5 protein-coding genes are annotated in these 2802 nt (G+C 62.7%); 1 reads left to right on the top strand and 4 read right to left on the bottom strand.

The window, feature by feature from the left end:
* From A2I95_RS29880 to A2I95_RS29870, 3 genes are all read right to left on the bottom strand, one after another.
* Positions 1 to 245 (bottom strand): YtoQ family protein (locus A2I95_RS29880; RefSeq protein WP_291735717.1); only part of this gene is annotated, 245 nt, incomplete at its 3' end.
* Entirely contained in the window at positions 236 to 898 is a 663-nt protein-coding gene (locus A2I95_RS29875; protein ID WP_291735714.1) for a phosphoribosyltransferase, read from the bottom strand. The genes A2I95_RS29880 and A2I95_RS29875, both read right to left, overlap by 10 nt.
* A 48-nt stretch (positions 899 to 946) precedes the next feature.
* Positions 947 to 1582: a class I SAM-dependent methyltransferase gene (locus A2I95_RS29870; RefSeq protein ID WP_291735712.1), complete on the bottom strand. Its 636-nt coding sequence runs from the start codon at positions 1580 to 1582 to the stop codon at positions 947 to 949.
* 87 nt (positions 1583 to 1669) lie between these two features.
* On the opposite strand from A2I95_RS29870, the gene A2I95_RS29865 reads away from it, so the two are divergent.
* Complete coding sequence (locus A2I95_RS29865; RefSeq protein WP_291735710.1) at positions 1670 to 2548, top strand: LysR family transcriptional regulator; 879 nt, start codon at positions 1670 to 1672, stop codon at positions 2546 to 2548.
* A 90-nt stretch (positions 2549 to 2638) separates the two neighbouring features.
* Here A2I95_RS29865 and A2I95_RS29860 read toward each other — a convergent pair.
* On the bottom strand, positions 2639 to 2802 hold a 164-nt coding region (locus A2I95_RS29860), incomplete at its 5' end, for a hypothetical protein (protein WP_291735720.1).

The raw sequence follows: 2802 nt of genomic DNA, 5'->3' as shown, positions 1-2802 counted from the left end.
CGCACAACCACCACATCGGCATCGGCAATCCCCTTGCGGGTGCGGATCGCGTTGACCATCGCACCCTTGTGGTCATGCCAGTATTTGTTCTCCTCGGCGCCCAGAACCGCCACGCCGCAATCGTCGCTGGCGCCGTGATCTGTGACCGGCGCATTGAAGCTCACTTCCAGCCCTTTTGCGCCTTCGATGATCTGCTCCCGCCAATCGGTGTGAATCTCGCCCGAGAGATAAACCTTCAATGCCACGTTCTGTCCTTTCCTGCGCCAGCCGGCGGGGCCGCGGCCAGTGCGGCCATGACCTCTGCGTCGCTGGTTTGCCTAAAATCCCTGTAATGCACGCCGACGGCCTGGAATTCCTCCGGGCTCAGCAAGCAGATCACAGTATCCACCAGCGGGCGCAATTCGTCCACCGCTTCCGGCGGCGCCACGGGGACAGCCAGGATAACACTGGCAGGATGGCGCTCCTTAAGCCAGATATGCGCCGCCATGAAGGTCGCGCCGGTGGCAATGCCGTCATCCACCACGATCGCCGTGCGCCCCCCCAGCTCAACCGATGCCCGCCCCTTCAGATAGCGTGCGCGGCGGGCGGCGTTCTCCTCCCGCGCCTGCGCAACCTGGGATGCAAAATCCTCCGGCCTCAGGCCCGCAATCTGCAGCAGTGCATTGTTAAATATGGGGTTACTGCCCTCCGCCAGCGCGCCGGCCGCAAGCTCGGGGTTTGACGGCATGCCGATCTTGCGCACCAGAAGCAGGTCCAACGGCGCCTGCAAAGCCTGTGCAACCGGCAGCGCAACAGGCGCCCCGCCGCGCGGCAGCGCCAGCACCACGGGGTCTCTCACTGGCAGTTCAGCCAATTGCCCGGCCAGCTGAAGCCCGGCGGAAATCCGGTCCTCGAACATCAAAGCCTCCGCCCTGTAACCTAGGGCTGGCAGGCAAAAAGCAAAGGCTCAGCGCCGCCGCGCCACAACATAGCGGCCCGGTGTGTCCGCCGGGTAATTGCCGGTCTCAATGATGTCGAACCCGGCCCGCTGCACCGCCGCCTCCAGGGTGCGGATATCGATGAAATCTACATAGCTGGGCGCATATCCCGTCAGCCGCATCAGCGGGATGGCGACCTGAAACATCCGGTATTTCCAGCTGCCGCGCATCTCTCCCAGACAGGGGGTTTTGGAGATGAACAACCCACCGGGCGCCAGCCGCACCACCACACCGTCCAGAACTAACGCCAGATCCGGCAGCAAATGCAGCAGGTTATGCGCCAGAATCGCATCAAACGGGCCTTCCGGCGCTTGACCGGCGCTGCTGCATTGAAACTCCACATTGCCCGCGCCCGCATCCCAGGCCCGCTCGCGGCCCACGTCCAGCATTGCTTCCGACAAGTCCGTTGCAGTGATTTTGGACACACTGCGCGCCAGCTCAATCGCGGTAGATCCGGTGCCGCAGCCCAGTTCAAGCACGCTGTCCTCCGGTTTCAAATAAGACCGGGTCCGCTCCAGTGCATAGCGGTAGGCGTCTTCGTCGCGGATCTCTGATTTGGCGTATTTCGGGGCGATCTTATTCCAAAATCGGGCGTCGGCTGTCATCGCGGATCTCCTTGGTTGCCGGAACCCTACCCATGCAGGAACCACAGATAAATTGCCGAAATCCGCAAGGTTGTTATACGTATTTGCATGGAAAACCCCGACTGGAACCATATCCGCGCCTTTCTGGCCACCGCTGAAACCGGCTCGTTGTCGGCGGCAGCACGCCGGCTGGGCCTCACCCAGCCTACTTTGTCGCGCCAGGTGGCCGCCCTTGAAGGCGAGCTGGGTGTTTTGCTGTTCGAGCGTTTGGGCCGCACCCTGGCTCTGACCGCGGCGGGGCATGAGCTGCTCTCACACAGCCGCAAGATGGGAGCGGCGGCCGATGGGTTGTGTCTGGCCGCCACCAGCCAGGCGCAATCCATCGACGGCACAGTGCGGATCACCGCCTCGGATGTGATGTCCGCCCATGTGCTGCCGCCGGTGCTGCACCAGCTGCATCGGCGCGCGCCCCTGCTCACCATCGACGTGGTCGCCGCCAATGACATCCGCGACCTGATGCGGCGCGAGGCTGATATCGCCATCCGCCACGTCCGCCCCGAACAGCCCGAGCTGATCGCCCGTCTGGTGCAGGAAGCCACCGCCCACTTCTATGCCGCCGCCAGCTATCTGGAACGGCGCGGCCGCCCTGTGTCGCCAGCAGATCTGGCAAACCATGATTTCGTAGGCTTTGCCGATGTGGAACGCTCGATCGCATTCATGGCGCCTCTGGGCATTCCCCTGACGCCTGACAATTTCCGCATCAAGTCCACCAGCGGGCTGGCCTCGTGGGAGCTGGTGAAACAGGGGTTTGGCGTCTGCCCGATGATGGATAGTGTCGCAGCCGCCGCACCGGAGGTAGAGCGCCTGCTGCCTGGCATGGAGCCGATTGTGTTTCCAGTCTGGCTCACGACCCACCGCGAGCTGCACACCAGCCGCCGGATCCGGCTGGTGTTCGATCTGTTGGCCGAGTTTTTCACCCGCAAGTGACGAAGAAAGGCAGCGCCCCAACGGGTGCGCTGCCCAAAAGTTTTCGACAACTTTTGCCAAAACTTTTTCTCAAAAGTCTTGGTCCCGGCGTTAGCCTCGCAAGGTGCCACCAGTGGCCTTGGTCACCTTGGCGATGATTTTGCCGCTCACCGCTTCAATGTCCTTTTCCTTCAGCGTCTTGTCGCTGGGCTGCAGCCGCACAGTGATCGCCAGCGACTTCTTGCCCTCGCCCAGGGAACCGCCGATGAATTCGT

The sequence above is a fragment of the Leisingera sp. F5 genome, assembly GCF_001593695.1.
The sequence above is the reverse complement of the archived record's forward strand: the minus strand, read 5'-3'. Positions and strand labels throughout refer to the sequence as shown.